This is a genomic window from Mycobacterium rhizamassiliense, from assembly GCF_900157375.1.
GTDB classification, from domain to species: Bacteria; Actinomycetota; Actinomycetes; order Mycobacteriales; family Mycobacteriaceae; genus Mycobacterium; species Mycobacterium rhizamassiliense.
In genome coordinates, this window is sequence record NZ_LT721901.1 from 502,358 (window position 1) to 519,207 (window position 16,850).

General features: G+C 69.7%; 12 protein-coding genes. 6 read left to right on the forward strand and 6 right to left on the reverse strand.

Annotation, left to right across the window (positions count from 1 at the left end):
* Positions 1-35 precede the first annotated feature (35 nt).
* A complete protein-coding gene (locus MRAB57_RS02480) occupies positions 36-3,320 on the reverse strand; it encodes an error-prone DNA polymerase (RefSeq protein WP_077086145.1) in 3,285 nt (1,094 codons plus the stop codon).
* Between the two features lie 162 nt (positions 3,321-3,482).
* Between MRAB57_RS02480 and MRAB57_RS02485 the strand changes: the two genes are divergently transcribed.
* From MRAB57_RS02485 to MRAB57_RS02495, 3 genes are read left to right on the forward strand one after another with little or no spacing between them, the layout of a single operon-like run.
* Positions 3,483-4,874, forward strand: coding sequence for a wax ester/triacylglycerol synthase domain-containing protein (locus tag MRAB57_RS02485; protein ID WP_077086146.1), 1,392 nt, complete (start codon positions 3,483-3,485; stop codon positions 4,872-4,874).
* On the forward strand, positions 4,831-5,970 hold the full coding sequence (gene otsB, locus MRAB57_RS02490; RefSeq protein WP_108637866.1) for a trehalose-phosphatase: 1,140 nt from the start codon (positions 4,831-4,833) through the stop codon (positions 5,968-5,970). Before MRAB57_RS02485 ends, otsB begins: the two co-directional genes overlap by 44 nt.
* Positions 5,958-7,373 (forward strand): APC family permease, encoded by a 1,416-nt coding sequence (locus tag MRAB57_RS02495; protein ID WP_342743358.1) that lies wholly within the window; start codon positions 5,958-5,960, stop codon positions 7,371-7,373. Before otsB ends, MRAB57_RS02495 begins: the two co-directional genes overlap by 13 nt.
* Here MRAB57_RS02495 and MRAB57_RS02500 read toward each other — a convergent pair.
* Positions 7,370-8,245, reverse strand: coding sequence for a MaoC family dehydratase (locus MRAB57_RS02500; protein WP_077086148.1), 876 nt, complete (start codon positions 8,243-8,245; stop codon positions 7,370-7,372). The two genes, MRAB57_RS02495 and MRAB57_RS02500, sit on opposite strands and share 4 nt — an antisense overlap.
* Positions 8,246-8,339: 94 nt before the next feature.
* Between MRAB57_RS02500 and MRAB57_RS02505 the strand changes: the two genes are divergently transcribed.
* From MRAB57_RS02505 to MRAB57_RS02515, 3 genes are read left to right on the forward strand one after another with little or no spacing between them, the layout of a single operon-like run.
* The gene (locus tag MRAB57_RS02505) at positions 8,340-9,053 is read left to right on the forward strand and encodes a histidine phosphatase family protein (protein WP_077086149.1); all 714 of its coding nucleotides are present in this window, start codon (positions 8,340-8,342) and stop codon (positions 9,051-9,053) included.
* A gap of 14 nt (positions 9,054-9,067) precedes the next feature.
* Complete coding sequence (locus tag MRAB57_RS02510) at positions 9,068-11,074, forward strand: SDR family oxidoreductase (RefSeq protein WP_077086150.1); 2,007 nt, start codon at positions 9,068-9,070, stop codon at positions 11,072-11,074.
* 15 nt (positions 11,075-11,089) lie between these two features.
* Positions 11,090-12,118 (forward strand): nucleoside hydrolase, encoded by a 1,029-nt coding sequence (locus MRAB57_RS02515; RefSeq protein ID WP_077086151.1) that lies wholly within the window; start codon positions 11,090-11,092, stop codon positions 12,116-12,118.
* Between the two features lie 9 nt (positions 12,119-12,127).
* On the opposite strand, the gene MRAB57_RS02520 is transcribed toward MRAB57_RS02515, so the two are convergent.
* From MRAB57_RS02520 to MRAB57_RS02535, 4 genes are all read right to left on the reverse strand, one after another.
* On the reverse strand, positions 12,128-13,669 hold the full coding sequence (locus tag MRAB57_RS02520) for a DNA polymerase Y family protein (protein WP_077086152.1): 1,542 nt from the start codon (positions 13,667-13,669) through the stop codon (positions 12,128-12,130).
* A 50-nt stretch (positions 13,670-13,719) separates the two neighbouring features.
* Positions 13,720-14,424, reverse strand: coding sequence for a hypothetical protein (locus MRAB57_RS02525; RefSeq protein ID WP_077086153.1), 705 nt, complete (start codon positions 14,422-14,424; stop codon positions 13,720-13,722).
* Positions 14,425-14,593: 169 nt separating this feature from the next.
* Positions 14,594-16,150: a glutamine-hydrolyzing GMP synthase gene (gene guaA, locus MRAB57_RS02530; protein WP_077086154.1), complete on the reverse strand. Its 1,557-nt coding sequence runs from the start codon at positions 16,148-16,150 to the stop codon at positions 14,594-14,596.
* A 10-nt stretch (positions 16,151-16,160) separates the two neighbouring features.
* On the reverse strand, positions 16,161-16,805 hold the full coding sequence (locus MRAB57_RS02535; RefSeq protein WP_077086155.1) for a winged helix-turn-helix transcriptional regulator: 645 nt from the start codon (positions 16,803-16,805) through the stop codon (positions 16,161-16,163).
* Between the last annotated feature and the right edge of the window lie 45 nt (positions 16,806-16,850).

Consider the following 16,850-nt stretch of genomic DNA (forward strand, 5'->3'; position numbering starts at 1 on the left):
AATCGCTGCAGCCGATTCCACGCGGGCGGTCGCTTCTAGCGGAAGTCGCGGGACCTCGAACCGACGGACAGGGAGATGCGGCCCAACCGCTCGGCGACGACGGTGACCGCGCCGCTGGCGTTTTGCAGCTGACCGCGGATCAGCAAGGCGGGCGCCGAGTTTGCCAGCTTGCGGTGCCGCGCCCACACCCCCGGCGTGCAGAGCACGTTGACCATCCCGGTCTCGTCCTCGAGGTTGATGAACGTCACCCCCTGCGCCGTGCCGGGCCGCTGTCGATGGGTCACCGCGCCGGCGATCAGCACCCGGTCCCCGTCGGGCACGCTCAGCAGCTCGCCGGCGGGCACCACGCCCAGCGCGTCCAGGTCGGCCCGCAGGAACTGGGTCGGGTAGCTGTCCGGGGAGACGCCGGTGGCCCACACGTCGGCGGCGGCCAGCTCCAGCTCGCTCATCCCCGGCAGCACCGGGATGTGCGACGACGACCCCACCCCGGGCAGCCGGTCAGGCCGTTGGGTGGCCGCGGCCCCGGCCGTCCACAGCGCCTCGCGCCGCGACATGGAAAAGCAGCCCAGCGCGCCCGCCGTCGCCAGCGCCTCGGTCTGCGGCACCGAGAGCTGCAGCCGGGCCGTCAGGTCGAGCAGGGAGGCGAACGGGCCGTTGGCCTTTCGCTCCTCGACCAGTTGCTCGGCCAGGTCGTCGCCGATATGACGGACCGCCCCCAGGCCGAGGCGGACGGCGTTTCCCGCATCTTCCAAGGTGGCGTGCGCCAGGCTGGCGTTGACGTCCGGGCCGTGCACCGCCACGCCGTGCCTGCGGGCGTCGGCCACCAACGACTGCGGCGAATAGAAGCCCATCGGCTGGGCGCGCAGCAGCGCCGCGCAGAACGCCGCCGGGTGGTGCAGCTTGAACCACGACGAGTAGAACACCAGCGACGCGAAACTCAGCGCGTGGCTTTCCGGGAAGCCGAAATTGGCGAAGGCCTCCAGCTTTTCGTAGGTCCGGTCGATCACCTCGTCGGTGGCGCCGTGCAGGGCGCGCATGCCGTCGTAGAACCGGCCGCGCAGCCGGCGCATCCGTTCGGTGGAGCGCTTGGACCCCATCGCGCGGCGCAGCTGGTCGGCCTCGGCGGCCGAGAAGCCGGCGCAGTCCACCGCCAGCTGCATCAACTGTTCCTGAAAGAGCGGCACCCCCAACGTCTTTCGTAGGGCGGACTCCATGGAGGGGTGGTCGTAGACCACCGGGTCCAGGCCGTTGCGCCGCCGGATGTAGGGGTGCACCGAGCCGCCCTGGATCGGCCCGGGCCGGATCAGCGCGACTTCCACCACCAGGTCGTAGAAGATCCGCGGCTTCAGCCGGGGCAGCGTGGCCATCTGCGCGCGCGACTCCACCTGGAACACGCCGACGGAATCGGCGCGCTGCAGCATCTCGTAGACCGCGGGTTCGGAGAGGTCGAGGCGGGCCAGGTCCACCTCGATGCCCTTGTGCTCGGCCAGCAGGTCGATCGCGTAGTGCAGCGCCGAGAGCATGCCAAGACCGAGCAGGTCGAACTTCACCAAACCGATTGCCGCACAGTCGTCCTTGTCCCATTGCAGGACGCTCCGATTCGCCATCCGCGCCCATTCCACCGGGCACACGTCGGCGATCGGACGGTCGCAGATCACCATGCCACCGGAATGAATGCCCATGTGCCGCGGCAGGTTCCGGATCTGGTTCGCCAGGTCGACCACCGGCTCGGGGATACCCTCTGCGTCGGGCGAGTCGGCCAGGCCGTTCCAGTGGCTGATCTGCTTGCTCCACGCGTCCTGCTGCCCCTGCGAGAAGCCCAGGGCGCGGGCCATGTCGCGCACGGCGATCTTGCCCCGGTAGGTGATGACGTTGGCGACCTGGGCGGCGTAGTCGCGGCCGTACTTGTCGTAGACGTACTGGATGACCTTCTCGCGCTGGTCGGACTCGATGTCCATGTCGATGTCGGGCGGCCCGTCGCGGGCCGGCGACAGGAAGCGCTCGAACAGCAGCTCGTTGGCCACCGGATCGACGGCGGTGACGCCCAGGGCGTAGCAGACCGCGGAGTTGGCCGCCGATCCCCTGCCCTGGCACAGGATGTTGTTGTCTCGGCAGAACCGGGCGATGTCGTGGACCACCAGGAAATAGCCCGGAAACGTCAGCTGCTCAATGACTTTCAGCTCGCGCTCGATCTGGGCGTAGGCACGCGGCGCGCCCTCGGGGAGCCCGTAGCGGTCCCGCGCGCCCGCCATCGCCAGCCGCCGCAGCCAGCTGTCCTCGGTGTGCCCGTCGGGCACGTCGAACGGCGGCAGCTGCGGCGCGATGAGCGCCAGCCCGAACGCGCACTGCTCACCGAGCTCGGCGGCGGCGGTCACCGCCTGCGGCCGCTGCGCGAACAGCCGGGCCATCTCCTCGCCGGACCGCAGATGCGAGCCGCCCAGCGGGTCCAACCACCCGGCGGCCGAATCCAGCGACTGCCGGGCCCGGATCGCGCCCATCGCCATGGCCAGCCTGCGCCGCGACGGCCCCGCGAAATGCGCCCCGGTGGTGGCGACGACGCCGACCCCGAAGCGCGGCGCCAGCGCGGCCAGCGCGGCGTTGCGGTCGTCGTCGAGCGGATGACCGTGCTGGGTCAGCTCGATGCTGACCCGGTGCGCACCGAACCGGTCCACGAGATCGGCCAGCGCCCACTGCGCCGCCTCCGGACCGCCGTCGGAAAACGCTTGACGCACATGGCCTTTGCGGCACCCGGTCAGGATATGCCAGTGTCCGCCCGCGGCCTCGGTCAGCGCGTCGAAGTCGAAGCGCGGCTTGCCCTTTTCGCCGCCGGCCAGATGCCCCGCGGCCAGCTGCCGCGACAGCCGCCGATACCCCTCCGGGCCGCGGGCCAGCACCAGCAGGTGCGGCCCGGGCGGATCCGGCGCCTCGGTGCGGGCCTGCGAGCCCAGCGACAGCTCGGCGCCGAACACGGTACGCACGTCGAGTTCGGCGGCCGCCTCGGCGAACCGCACCGCCCCGTACAGGCCGTTGTGATCGGTCAGTGCCAGGGCGCGCAGGTCCAGCCGGGCCGCCTCCTCGACCAGCTCCTCCGGCGTGCTGGCCCCGTCGAGAAAGCTGTACGCCGAATGCGCGTGCAGCTCGGCATACGCGACCGGCGAGCGGGCACGCTGCTGATTCGGTGGCTCGTAGGATCCGCGCTTGCGCGACCACGGGGCCTCGAGCGGGAGTTCGGCCGGAGGCGGCGCGCCGGCGTGCCGCGGCTTGCTGTCGAGCAGCCGCTCCATTTCCGCCCAGCTCCGCGGCTCATTGCTGAAACCCACGCAACCAGTCTATCGAAAGTATGTTCGATTAGGTGCCGGGATGTTTCAGCGGTTGTAAGAGGGGCGCTTAAGCTCTAAACAGGTTCTTAACGCACTGGGTCTACCGCGCGCGGGGGACGCCACGGATACTGGCTCAGGGCAACAACGGGGTGGGGACATCGAATGGCACAACTGAACGCGTCGCGGGACACGGGATTCCGCACCGCGGACGCTGATCGGCAGGCGGGCATGGCGATCGGCACGGTCGCCATCATCGACGGCGCCGTCCCCGATTTCGATCAGTTGAAAACGCTTCTGGCGGAACGTATCCGGTCGATACCGCGATGCACCCAGGTGCTGCGGACCAACGCGCTGCACGGCGACCGGCAATGGATCGACAACCCCAAGTTCGACGTCGCCCACCACGTACACCGGACCGCGGCCCTGCGCCCCGGCGACGAGGCCGAGCTGTCCCGGGCCATCGCCTACGCCCTGGAGCGGCCCCTGGACATGACCCGCCCACTGTGGGAGTGCTGGGTCATCGAGGGCCTCAAGGGCAAGCAGTGGGCGATCTTGATGAAGATCCACCACCACCTCGCCGACGGCACGTCGGCGGCCCACCTGCTCACCCGGCTCTGCGACGACGCCGACGGCGAGACGTTCGCCACTCACGCCGCCACTAAGGGCGCCGCACCGGCGCGTGCCCCGCGGAGCTGGACCGACGCACTGGGCCGCGCCGCGGCCGTTGCGGGCACCCTCACCAACACCGTGACGGCGGCGGTGTGGCCCGCGGCACGCACCCCATCGACCTCGGCCACCATGCGGCGCTACAAGACGGTGCGTATTTCTCGGGCCGCCGTCGAGGACGTGTGCGCCAAGTTCGAGGTGTCCCCCAACGACGTCGCGGTCGCCGCGATCACCGAGGGCTTCCGCAACGTGTTGCTGCAGCGCGGCGAGCAGCCCCACGCGGGCTCGCTGCGCATTCTGCAGAAGGCCTCCGATCGAATTTCGGTCATGCTGCCGTATCTGCCTGTGGAACATGACGATCCGGTTCAGCGCCTGCGTACCGTGCACAGCAAATTGAATCGGCCGCGGCAGGACAACCAGAGCCACGCGGCGGCCATTTTGGACCTGGCCACCAATCTCCCGCCAGTGGCGTTGTGCGCCAAGGCGGTTCAGCTCATCATGAGCAGGCTTCCGCAGCCCGGCATCGTCACCCTGGCCACCAGCGTGCCGGGCCCGCGTCAGCAGCTGGGGTTGATGGGCAATACGGTGCGGCGCCTGCTGCCCATCCCGCCCACGGCTTCGCAACTGTCCCGCGGGGTTGCGGTGCTCAGCTACGGCGACGAGCTGATTTTCGGGATGACCGCCGACTACGACGCCGGGCCCGAACTGGCGCTGCTCGCCGAGGGCATCGAACAAGAGATGGCCCGGTTGGTGGCGCTCAGCCACGACTCCGTGCTGCTGTTCACGGCTCGGGGGCCCGAGCGCCCGAGCCGCGAGGCCGGCACCGGCCGTGAGAAGCTGGGACGTGCCCAACTTGGAGCCGCCGACTATCGACCCACGACGCCATGACGCGGTGCTGCTCGGGGACAACGTAGGCGATTCCGCGGGGCCGTTGGTCCGGCAATTGCGCGAGATCGGTGTCGGCACCGCAACCTTGGCGCCCAACGCCGCCGACCTGCACGACGCGGTCGAACGGCTGGGCAAACGGACCGGCCGCAGCGTGGTCGTCACCGCCGATGCGGCGGCTGTCGCCGCCGCCCGCGACGGAGGCTTCGCGTTGGTGATCGGCGTCGGGGACCCCGCCACCCTGCGCGGCGCGGACGCGGTGGTCGCCGACCTGGGCGAGGTCGGCGTGCGAACCGGCGATCGGCGGATGTCGCAACTGCCCGATGCCCTGCGGGAGTTGGGCAACGGCCTGAGCGTCGAGGCGCCCGCCGTCTTCTTCGACTTCGACGGAACCCTGTCCGACATCGTGGACGACCCGGACGCGGCACGCCTGGTCGACGGCGCCGCCGAGGCGCTGCAGCAATTGGCCGCGCGGTGTCCGGTCGCGGTGCTGTCCGGCCGCGACCTCGCCGACGTGCGCACGCGGATCGGCCTGCCCGGCATCTGGTATGCGGGCAGCCACGGCTTCGAGCTGACCGCGCCCGACGGGACGCACCACCAGAACGACGCCGCGGCTGCGGCCATACCCGTGCTCGAACAAGCCGCCGACCAACTGCGCGGGCAACTCGGGCCGATTCCCGGTGTGGTGGTGGAGCACAAGCGTTTTGGCGTCGCCGTGCACTACCGCAACGCCGCGCGCGATCGCGTCGGCGAGGTCGCCGCGGCCGTGCGCACCGCGGGACAGCGCGACGCGCTGCGGGTGACAACCGGGCGCGAGGTCATCGAGCTGCGACCCGATCTCGACTGGGACAAAGGCAAGACGCTGCGCTGGGTAATCGACCACCTGCACCGCGCCGGATCGGGTTCGCTGACCCCGGTCTACCTCGGCGACGACATCACCGACGAAGACGCCTTCGACGCGGTACGCGATGACGGCGTGCCAATTCTGGTGCGGCACAACGATGATGGCGACCGGGCCACCGCCGCGCGGTTCGCGCTGGAAAGCCCGGCGCGCGCCGCCGAATTCACCGACCGGTTGGCGCGCCAATTACAGCGCTGAAACCGCTGCTTGGCTTCCGCAGCGTCGTCATGCTGGGGGTCAACGGGATCATCGGAGCGGGCATCTTTTTGACCCCCGGCACCGTGATCAAGCTCGCCGGTCCCGTCGCACCGCTCGCCTACCTGCTGGCCGGACTCTTCGCGGGCATCATGGCGTACGTCTTCGCCATGGCGGCCAAATACGTGAAGACCAACGGCGCCTGCTACGCCTACACCAACGCCGCGTTCGGCCAGCGCGTCGGCATCTATGTCGGTGTCACGCATGCGATCACCGCGTCCATCGCGTGGGGCGTGCTGGCGTCCCTGTTCGTCTCGACTCTGCTGAAGGTGTTGTTCCCCGACAAGCCGTGGGCCAATGACACCGGACTGTTCAGCGTGAAGACGCTGACATTAGTCGTCTTCATCGCGGTGCTGCTGATCATCAACCTGTTCGGCAACCGGGTGATCGCGTGGGCGAACGGAATCTCAACGGTGGGCAAGGTTTTCGCGCTCGCGGTGTTCATCGCGGGCGGGCTCTGGATCGTCACCACGCAGCACCTGAACAACTACGCGACGTCGGGTTCGGCAGGCGGCTACCACCCGCCGCCGTTCGCGTTGTTCGGCGCCATCGAAGTGGGACACGGCGCCGCGGCGGGCCTGCTGCTCGCGACCATGGCCGCTTTGTACGCCTTCACCGGCTTCGAATCGATCGCCAACGCCGCCGAGGAGATGCACGAGCCCGACCGAACCCTGCCCAAGGCGATACCGTTGGCGATCCTCGGCGTCGGCGCCATCTACGTGCTCGCCGTCGTGGTCGCGATGCTCCTCGGTTCGAACACTGTCGTCGGATCCGATCAGCCGGTGACGCTGGCGGCCTCGATTCACAACGACGTGTTCCGCTCGATCATCATTGTCGGAGCGCTGGTTTCGATGTTCGGCATCAACGTGGCCGGGTCGTTCGGCGCCCCGCGACTGTGGACTGCCTTGTCGGACAACGGAATCCTGCCGGCGCGGTTGTCCGACCAGAACCGGTTCGGCGTGCCGATGCTTGCCTTCGGCGTCACCGCGGCGTTGGCGCTGGCGTTCCCGCTGGCGCTGCGCTTCGACGCCGTGAACCTGACCGGCCTCGCGGTGATCGCCCGCTTCATCCAGTTCATCATCGTGCCGATCGCGCTGATCGCGCTGGCGCGCAACGCAACCGGGGACCGTGCGGCGGCAAAGCGAAACGCGTTCACCGACAAGGCGCTACCGATAGCCGCGATGGCGATCTCGGTGGCGCTGGCCGTCTTCTTCGACTACCGGACCATCTTCCTCACCGCGCAGGGACGCGCGAACTACTTCTCGATCGTCCTGATCGTGGTCACGTTCATCGTCGTGCCGGCGATCGCCTATGTCCGCTACTACCGGAACCGCCGCAGCGCCTAGCCCTCGACGTACTCCACCTCGCCGTCGTCCAGCACAACCCGACCGGCCTCCGCGCCTTCGGCGCCGGAAGCCTGCGTCCGGAACACCGCCTTGCCCGGCCCGGTCTGCCAGATCAACGTGGTCAGCGTCTCGCCGGGAAACACCGGCGAGCTGAACCGGGCCGCGATCGACGTGACATTGGCCGCCACGCCCTTGCCGAGCTCGGCGACCAGCGCGCGACCCGCCACGCCGTAGCTGCACAGGCCGTGCAGGATCGGCTTGGGGAATCCGGCCAGCTCGCGGGCGAACCACGGGTCGCTGTGCAGCGGGTTGCGGTCACCGGAGAGCCGATAGATCAGCGCCTGGTCCTCGCGGGTGGGCAGCGCGACTTTGATGTCGGGCTCGCGATCGGGAAACTCCGGCGCGATGGGGCGCTGACCCGGCTGCCCGCCGAATCCACCGGCACCCCGCACGACGAAGGTGGTCGACGTTTCGGCGATCAGCTTGCCGGTGTCCGGATCGGTGCCGCGGCCGCGCAGCATCACGACCGCGTTCTTGCCCTCGCCCTTGTCCTGGATGTCGGTGACCTCGGAGACCACCGACAGCTTCCCGGACGCCGGCAGCGGCGCGTGCAGCCGGACACCCTGCGATCCGTGCAAAAGCATGGCCCAGTTGAACTCTCCGATCTTGCCCGCCGCACCGAACGCGGGTGAGCAGATCACGGCGTAGGTGGGCAACACCTGCTGGGTGATCTCGTGGCTGTTTTCGGTGGTGAAGGACAGGTCCTCGAGGCCGGCGCCGACGCCGAGGGCGTACAGCAGCGTGTCCCGGTCGGTCCATTCGAAGTCCATGGGTTCGGTCACCGCGCCGACTGTGCTCGGGTCGATCGCCATCCGAGTCTCCTCTCGATTGCGAGATTTAGCCTTTTTGTCCCCCCAACCATCGCAAGCCCTTCCCCAGGGGGCGTCGGCAGGGCAGGCTATCGACATGCGCAAGGTCAGCGGGGGCGGCAAGGTCTCAAAGGCGGCGGCGGTCCTGGCCGCGGTGATGGTTCTAGGTGCCTGTGGCGGATCCCCGCAGGCGCGCAGCATCACGTTGACGTTCATCCGGCACGCGGAGTCCGAGGCGAACGCGGCCGGGGTCATTGACACCTCGGTGCCCGGCCCCAGCCTGAGCCAGCAGGGCAAGGGGCAGGCCGAAGAAGTCGCGCACTCCGCCGGCCACAACAAGTTCGACGGCATCTACGCCTCCACGATGGTGCGCAGCCAGCAGACCGCCGCGCCGCTGGCCGGCGAGATGGGCAAGCACGCTGAGGTGCTGCAGGGCATCCAGGAGATCGACGCGGGCTGGTACGAGGGCAAGCCGGTGTCGCTGGAGCCGTCGACCTACCTGGTGGCGCCGGCCGACTGGATCCATGGCGACCTGCAGGACAGCATCCCCGGATCGGTCACCGGCAAGGAGTTCAACGACCGCTTCACCAAGGCCGTCCAGAAGATCTACGACAGCGGCCAGTCGAACCCGGTGGTGTTCTCGCACAAATTCGCGATCGAGTACTGGACGATGCTGAACGCGAAGAACGCCAAGGAGAGCCTGCTGACCACGCACCCGTTGCCCAATATCGGCCGCGTGGTGCTCACCGGGAACCCGATGACCGGCTGGACGGTCGTGGAGTGGGACGGGGTTCGTAACTTCGCCGGCTGATCTACCATGGCGGAATGCGTTATGTCGTTACCGGCGGTACCGGGTTTATTGGTCGTCGAGTCGTCGCCCGCCTGCTGGAATCGCGGCCGGACGCGCAGGTGTGGATCTTGGTCCGCCGGCAGTCGCTGGAGCGCTTCGAACGCCTGGCCACCGAATGGGGCGAACGGGCGAAGCCGCTGGTCGGCGAGCTGCCGGACCTCGAGCTGACCGACGAGACGCTCGCCGAGCTCGGCGACGTCGATCACCTGGTGCACTGCGCGGCGGTCTACGACATCACCGCCGGTGAGGCCGAGCAGCGGGCCGCCAACGTCGAGGGCACCCGCGCCGTCATCGCGCTGGCGCAGCGGTTGGACGCCACGCTGCATCACGTCTCGTCGATCGCGGTGGCGGGCGACTTCCCCGGCGAGTACACCGAGGACGACTTCGACGTCGGCCAGCAGCTGCCCACGCCGTACCACCAGACGAAGTTCGAGGCCGAGCTGTTGGTGCGGTCGGCACCGGGTCTGCGCTACCGCGTCTACCGCCCCGCCGTGGTGGTGGGCGACTCCCGCACCGGCGAGATGGACAAGATCGACGGCCCGTACTACTTCTTCGGCGTGCTGGCCAAGCTGTCGGTGTTGCCGTCGCTGACCCCGATCCTGCTGCCCGACACCGGTCGCACCAACATCGTCCCGGTCGACTACGTCGTCGATGCGCTCGTCGAGCTGATGCACGCCGAGGGCCGCGATGGCCAGGCCTTCCACCTGACCGCCCCGAAAAGCGTTGGGCTGCGGGGCATTTACCGCGGCGTGGCCAGGGCAGCCGGACTGCCCCCGCTGCGTGGGTCGTTGCCCCGTTCGATGGCCGCGCCGGTGCTCAAGGTCAGCGGGCGCGCCAGAGTGCTGCGCAACATGGCGGCCACCCAGCTGGGGATCCCCGCCGAGGTGCTGGACCTGGTGGACCTGGCGCCCACATTCGTCAGCGACAAGACCCGGGAGGCATTGCGAGGCAACGGGATTGACGTTCCCGACTTCGCGGGTTACGCGCCCAGGCTGTGGCGGTACTGGGCCGAGCATCTCGATCCCAATCGGGCGCGCCGCGACGACCCGGCCGGCGCCCTGCGGGGCAGGCACGTCATCATCACCGGCGCATCCAGCGGCATCGGGCGGGCATCGGCGATCGCCGTCGCCGAGCGCGGCGCGACCGTGTTCGCGCTGGCCCGCAACGGTTCCGCGCTCGACGAGCTGGTCGCCGAGATCCGCGCGAACGGCGGCCAGGCGTACGCGTTCGCCTGCGACGTCACCGATTCGGTGTCCGTCGAGCACACCATCAAGGACATCCTCGGCCGCTTCGGGCATGTCGACTACCTGGTGAACAACGCCGGGCGGTCGATCCGGCGCTCGGTGGCCAATTCCACCGACCGGCTGCACGACTACGAGCGGGTGATGGCGGTCAACTACTTCGGCGCGGTGCGAATGGTGCTGGCGCTGCTGCCGCACTGGCGCGAGCGCCGGTTCGGCCACGTGGTCAACGTGTCCAGCGCCGGGGTGCTGGCCCGCAATCCCCAATACAGCTCGTATCTGCCGACCAAGGCGGCGCTGGACGCGTTTTCCGACGTGGTCGCCGCCGAAACGCTGAGCTACCACATCACGTTCACCAACATCCACATGCCCCTGGTCAAGACGCCGATGATCGCGCCGTCGCAGCGGCTCAACCCGGTCGCGCCGATCAGTCCCGAGCGGGCGGCGGCCATGGTGGTGCGCGGACTGGTCGAGAAGCCGGCCCGCATCGACACGCCGCTGGGCACGCTCGCCGAACTCGGCAACTATTTCGTGCCCGCCACCTCGCGGCGAATCTTGCATCAGGTTTACCTCGGCTACCCGGATTCGGCTGCTGCTCGCGGGATTTCGCCGACGGAACCGGTGCCGGCTCCGGCGCCGCGGCGTAAGCCGAAGCACCCGGCCCGCAAGGTGACCCGGGGCATCGGGGTCCCGCGTCCCGTCCGCAAAGCGATCCGTCTGGTGCCAGGGGTGCACTGGTAAACGTAGGATTCACCGGTGCACCCCATCTTTCTGGACGTCGACACCGGCGTCGATGATGCGCTGGCGTTGATCTACCTGCTGGCCAGCCCGGAAGCCGACGTGATCGGCATCGCGTCCACCACGGGAAATGTTGTCGTACAACAGGTTTGCGAAAACAACCTCGGACTGCTCGAACTCTGTGGCCGCACCGACATCCCGGTGTCGAAGGGTCCCGAGGAGACCCTGAGCGGGCCGTTAAGCGCTCCGTCGCGGGTGCACGGCCCCCGGGGCATGGGATACGCCGAGCTGCCGCCGACCGACCTGGGGCTCACTAGCTACGACTCGGCCGCGGCCTGGGTGCAGGCGGCACACCGCTTTCCGGGCGAGCTGATCGGCGTGGCGACGGGCCCGCTGACCAACCTGGCGCTGGCGCTGCGCGCCGAACCCGCGCTGCCGACGCTGCTGCGCCGGCTGGTGATCATGGGCGGCTCGTACGACCACCGGGGCAACACCACCGCGGTGGCCGAATGGAACATCAGCGTCGACCCCGAGGCGGCCCACGAGGTGCTCTCGGCGTGGTCGGTGAAAGCCGTTGAGCCACAGTATCTGCCGATCCTGTGCGGCCTGAACCTGACGCGCACCGTCGAGCTGACGCCGGAGATCCTGGGCAGGCTGGCCGCCGCCGCCGGGTCGACGACGACGCTGATGAGCGTGCACGACGAGCGCGGCACCCGGTCGACGGCGTCCAATCCTCTGATTCGGGTCATCGAGGATGCGACGCGGTTCTACCTGGAGGGCTACTACGACGCCGGTCACGAATTTCTGGCGCACATGCACGACCCGTTGGCCGCCGCGGTCGCGCTGGATCCCGAACTCGTCGCGACCCGTCCGGCGACGGTCGAGATCGAGCTGACCGGAACGCTGACCCGCGGGATGACGGTCACCGATTGGTCGGGGCGCCGAGAACCCAATGCGCACATCGGTATCAGCGTCGATGCGGCGGTGTTCTTCGACCGGTTCATCGAACGGGTCGGGCCATTCGCGCGCCGGCTGGCCGGGCGTTGAAGCGCTGCATCATTCGTAACTTCCCTCCAGGTACCACCGCCGCTGGCGGTAGCACAGCAGCAGCGCGCGCTCGCTTTCCAGCAATACCTGGGCGCGCGCGGTTCGGCCTCCCGAGCCAGTCAAGCCGAGGTCGGTGTCCCACCACCGCTCGTCGACCGGCCATGGTCCGGCCCACCAGCGCAAGGGATCGTCTTGGCCGCGGGCGACCAGGCGGGCCGGGTCGGCGGAGAACATACCCCGGCTGGTCACCCGCACCGGATTTCCTTGGCCGTCAAGCAATTCCACCGGATCGTCGAGCAGCACCGTGGGCGACGGATCCGGCAGCCGGCCGGGCCACGGCAGATCCGGGTCGGCCCGCGGCACCGGCTCGTCCCCCAGCGGGATCAGCGTGATGCGTTCGGCCGGACCGCGACCGCCGGACAGCACCGGCACCTGCACCGCCTCCGGACCGAGCAGGCCCTGGACCCGAACCAGCGCCCGGCGGGCCCGCAGCCTGTCCTCCTCCCCCAGCCCGCCCCAGAGCGGCAGTTGCAACGCCTCGGCGGACACCACCTCCACCGCCTGCAACCGGAGCACCGTCACCGGCGCGGTGGGCCGATCCCGCATGGTCCGGTTGCTCAGCCAGCCATCCAGTTGCCAGCGCACCCGGTCGGCGGTGGCCTCCTCGGTCAGCGGCTCGGCACACCGCCACACCCGGCTGCGCTCTTCGCCGTTGGCGGTGACGGCGTGGATGGCCAGCCGGGTGCAGCCCACCCCGGTGGACATCAGCAGCTGATGCAGCTTTCCGGCCAGCGAGCGCCCGGCGAACGCCGCCGCGTCGATGCGGTCGATCGGCGGATCGCAGTCCAGCACGGCCTCGAGTTCGGCAGGCGGCTCCCGCCCGGACGGCCCCCGCTCGGGCTCGCCCCGGGCCAGCCGGTGCGCGGTCGTCCCGTCCGCGCCGAACCGGGAAGCCACGTCGGTCGCCGACAAGGCGGCGAACTGGCCGATGGTGCGAATCCCCATCCGCCACAACAGATCCGCCAGCTCTTCTCGCCCCGGCCCGGACAGGCTCGGCTCGGTGGCGAGCTGCCGGATCGACAACACCGACAGGAACCGCGCGTCGCCGGCCGGCTCGACGATGCGGCCCGCACGCGCGGCGAAGACCGCGGTGGACAACTGGTCGGCGATCCCGGCCTGAGACTCGGCACCGGCCGCGGCCACCGCGTCGGTCAGCCGCTCGGCGGCGTCGGCCTCGGACCCGAAATAGCGGGCCGCCCCGCGCACCGGCAACACCAGCAGCCCGGGCCGCAGCACCTCGGCGCGCGGCACCAGGTCGTCGACCGCCGCGATCACGCCCTCGAAGAAGCGGGCGTCGCGGTCGGCGTCGGCGGTGGCGACGTGCAGTTGCGGGCAACGGGCCGCCGCCTCCCGGCGCCGCAGCCCGCGCCGCACCCCCACCGCCCGGGCCGCCGACGAGCAGGCGATCACCCGGTTGGCCAGCGTGACCGCGACCGGGGCCGTCGCGGTCAGGCCCGCGGCCGCCGCCGCCGCGACCGCCGGCCAGTCCATGCACCAAATCGCCAGCACCCGGGAGCCGGCACGGGAAGACGCCACCCGAGTTACCCCGTGCGCGCCCGGCCGCTCACCCGTCGGCCCGCACACACCCCGCTGACGCGCAGCCGCACCCCACTGATTCGCCCGAACCCGGGAGTCGGTGCGCCCCGGCCGCCGGTCGTGATGTCGTAGCCGCAGACTCGGGCCTCCAGCCGAGTCGGCACCGCGTCCCAGTCGCCGTCGGTGACCAGCAACGTGCACCCCTTGTTGCGGGCCCGCGCCACCACCGACCGGGCCCGGGTCGGCGGCACCCGGCGGCCGCCCAGGCCCAGCACCACCAAATCCATGCCGTCGACGAGCACCGCGGCCACCTCCACCGGATCGGTCCCGGGGTCCGGTATCACCGCGAGCCGGCTCAGATCCGCGCCCATCTCCGCGGCGGCCAGCAGCCCGATATCCGGCTGGCCGACGATCGCCGCGTTGCCGCCGGCCGCCGTCACCGCCGCCACCATGCTCAGCAGCAGCGACCGGGCGCCCGAGAGCACCGCCACCGACCCGCGCGGCAACGGCACCGGCAGGGCCTCCACCAGCCAGTGCGGGAGCGGCAGCTGGGACTCCGATTCCGGCAGCAGGTCCCCGGCGGGGGCGACGTTCCCGGACATCGCCCCGGACGCCTTCCCGGCCATCTTCCCGGACGTCTCGGCCATCCTGCGGCGCAGCGATTCGAGGAGTTCGGAGCGATCCTGGTCGGAGGCGACAACCGCCGTCATAAAGGCCTCCCACCAGCGGTTACTCGATCATTTTCGAATATATGTTCGATTCATGTTCGAGTAAACACCCACCCTCCGACAACCGTCAAGAAACGGAAGGGGCGGCGTTATGCGATCGATGCTGTTGTGGCCAATGGTGCTCTTTTGGTGGCCCGCAGCGGGGCGAAAACTACTCCCACTCGATGGTGCCAGGCGGCTTGCTGGTGATGTCGAGCACCACGCGGTTCACCTCGCGGACCTCGTTGGTGATCCGGGTCGAGATGCGCTCCAGCACCTCGTAGGGCACCCGGGTCCAGTCGGCGGTCATGGCGTCCTCGCTGGACACCGGCCGCAGCACGATCGGGTGCCCGTAGGTGCGGCCGTCGCCCTGCACGCCGACCGAACGGACGTCGCCCAGCAGCACCACCGGGCACTGCCAGATCTGGTTGTCCAGGCCCGCGGCCGTAAGCTCCTCGCGCGCAATCGAATCGGCTCGCCGCAGCGTGTCCAGCCGCTTCGCGGTGACCTCGCCGACGATCCGGATGCCCAGCCCGGGGCCCGGAAAGGGTTGGCGCCCAACGATTTCCTCGGGCAGACCCAACTCCCGGCCGACGGCGCGCACCTCGTCTTTGAACAGCAGCCGCAGCGGCTCGACGAGCTTGAATTTCAGGTCGTCGGGCAGCCCGCCGACGTTGTGGTGGCTCTTGATGTTCGCGGTCCCGCTGCCCCCGCCGGACTCCACCACGTCGGGATACAGCGTGCCCTGCACCAGGAAGTCGACCTCAGATCCGTCCCCCGCAATGTCTCGGACCGCACCCTCGAACGAGCGGATGAACTGCCGTCCGATGATCTTGCGCTTGCCCTCGGGGTTGGTCACCCCGGACAGCGCGTCGAGGAAAGTCTGCTCCGCGTCGACGGTGACCAGGTTGGCGCCGGTGGCCGCGACGAAATCGCGCTGCACCTGTGTGCGCTCGCCGGCGCGCAACAGCCCGTGGTCGACGAAGACACACGTCAGCCGGTCACCGATGGCGCGCTGTACCAGCGCCGCGGCCACGGCCGAATCCACGCCACCGGACAGCCCGCAGATCGCGTGACCGTCGCCGATCTGGGCGCGCACCTGCTCGACCAGCGCCTCGGCAATGTTGGCGGCCGTCCATTCGGCGCCCAGCCCGGCGAAGTCGTGCAGGAACCGGCTGAGCACCTGCTGCCCGTGCGGGCTGTGCATCACCTCGGGGTGGTACTGCACGCCGGCCAGGCGCCGCGCCCGATTTTCGAAGCCGGCGACGGTGGCCCCCGAACTGCTGGCCACCACGTCGAACCCTTCGGGTGCCGCGGTGACCGCGTCTCCGTGGCTCATCCAGACCGGCTGCACATCGGGCAGACCCGAATGCAGTTCGCCGCCAAGGACTTTCATCTCGGTGCGGCCGTATTCGCTGGTGCCGGTGTGGGCGACGGTCCCGCCCAGCGCCTGCGCCATCGCCTGAAACCCGTAGCAGATGCCGAACACCGGCACGTCGAGGTCGAAGATCGCCGGATCCAATTGCGGGGCGCCCTCGGTGTACACGCTGGCCGGACCGCCAGACAGCACCAGCGCCAGCGGATGGCGGGCCTTGATCTCGTCGACGGAAGCGGTGTGCGGGATCACCTCCGAGAAGACCCGGGCCTCGCGCACCCGGCGGGCGATCAGCTGCGCGTATTGCGCACCGAAGTCGACCACCAACACAGGCCGCGGCGAGGGTGCTTTCACGGCAGCGAGTCTAGTGGAGCGCAAACAGCGTCCGCACAGCCTCGACGTCACGCGCGTCGCCGGTGAATTCAAGACGCCGCAGGGCCGCCTTGCGCTTGGCCTCGGTGGCACCGAACCGGGCGGTGACCAGATCCGCAGCGCTGGCCGTCATCGTCACCGAGGGCTCCTTGGCGGTGGCCGCCAGGCGGCCTTTCGTCACGGCGAATTCGAAACGGCGGCCGTCGATCTCGGCCCGGCACGTGATTTCCACACCGGCCGCGCTCACCCGGTCGAAGCCCAACAGGATGCCGGCGAGGAACCCGTTGAGGGGCGTCGCCCGGCCCGCATCGACCGGGTCCATGCGCTCCACGCCGAACAACGCGATGCTCTGCAGGACGGGCAGCACCCGTCGCCAGCCCAGGTCGCTGAGCGTGTACACGGTGCGTCCGACCGGCGCGGGCAAGTCCGTGCGGTCGACCAGCCCGGCATCCTGCAGCTCGTTGAGCCGCTCGGCGAGCAGATTTGTTGCGATGCCGGGCAGTTCAGCGCGCAGGTCGCCGTAGCGGCGGGCCCCTCCGACCAGCTCGCGCAGGATCAGCAGGGTCCACCGCTCCCCCAGCACGTCGAGCCCGCGCGCGATCGGGCAGTTCTGGTTGTAGTTGCGGCGGGTCGGCACCCACCCACCCTACCACTGCAGACATCTTTTTCCAGTTATTACTTG